Genomic DNA, 839 nt, shown 5'->3' on the forward strand with positions numbered 1-839 from the left:
TAGGGTCAGGACTCGTTGATTACAGCCAGAAGATGACGGTGGCAGCGAGGACGATGGCGGAGAAGAAGGCTGTCGGGCAGCGGTCGTAGCGGGTTGCGACGCGGCGCCAGTCCTTGAGGCGGCCGAACATGATCTCGATGCGGCTACGTCGCCGATAGCGGCGCTTGTCGTACCTGACCGGCTCGTTGCGGGACCGCCGCCCTGGGATGCAGGGCTGGATGCCCTTGGCCTGGAGCGCATCCCTGAACCAGTCGGCGTCGTAGCCGCGGTCACCTAGCAGCCACTGAGCCTTCGGCAGGTCGTCCAGCAACGCGGCCGCACCGGTGTAATCGCTGACCTGCCCGGCGGTCATAAAGAAGCTCAAGGGGCGTCCGTTCGCATCGGCTACGGCATGGAGCTTGGTGTTCATGCCGCCCTTGGTGCGGCCTATCAGGCGGCCAAGGCCCCCCTTTTTACCCGCAGGCTCGATGCCGTGCGGTGCGCCTTCAGGTAGGTGGCGTCGATCATAACCGTCTTCGGCTCGGCGCCTGCCGCCGCCAGCCCTTCCATCATCCGCGTGAACACGCCTGCCTCACCCCAGCGCTTCCACCGGTTGTAGAGCGTCTTGTGTGGCCCATAGGCGCTGGGCGCATCTCGCCAGCGCAGCCCATTGCGGTTGACGAAGACGATGCCGCTCAGAACCCGTCGGTCATCCACCCGCGGCCGGCCGTGGCTCTTGGGAAAGAACGGCCGCAGCCGCTCAATCTGCTCATCCGTCAGCCAAAACAGGTCACTCATTCCGGTCTCCTCGCGGAGCCTGAATCAGATCGCGACGCTCACATCAATGGGTCCTGACCCTA

General features: G+C 64.8%; 1 protein-coding gene. It reads right to left on the bottom strand.

The features are described 5' to 3' along the window. Nucleotides 1-19: 19 nt before the first annotated feature. Nucleotides 20-777 (bottom strand): IS5 family transposase gene (locus tag CA237_RS19480; RefSeq protein WP_126015334.1). Its coding sequence is split into 2 segments (ribosomal slippage): nt 20-456 and nt 456-777, totalling 759 coding nucleotides; the frame shifts between segments, so codons are not numbered across the junction. Nucleotides 778-839: the final 62 nt, after the last annotated feature.

The sequence above is a fragment of the Sphingomonas sp. ABOLH genome (assembly GCF_003951715.1).
GTDB classification, from domain to species: domain Bacteria; phylum Pseudomonadota; class Alphaproteobacteria; order Sphingomonadales; family Sphingomonadaceae; genus Sphingomonas; species Sphingomonas hankookensis_A.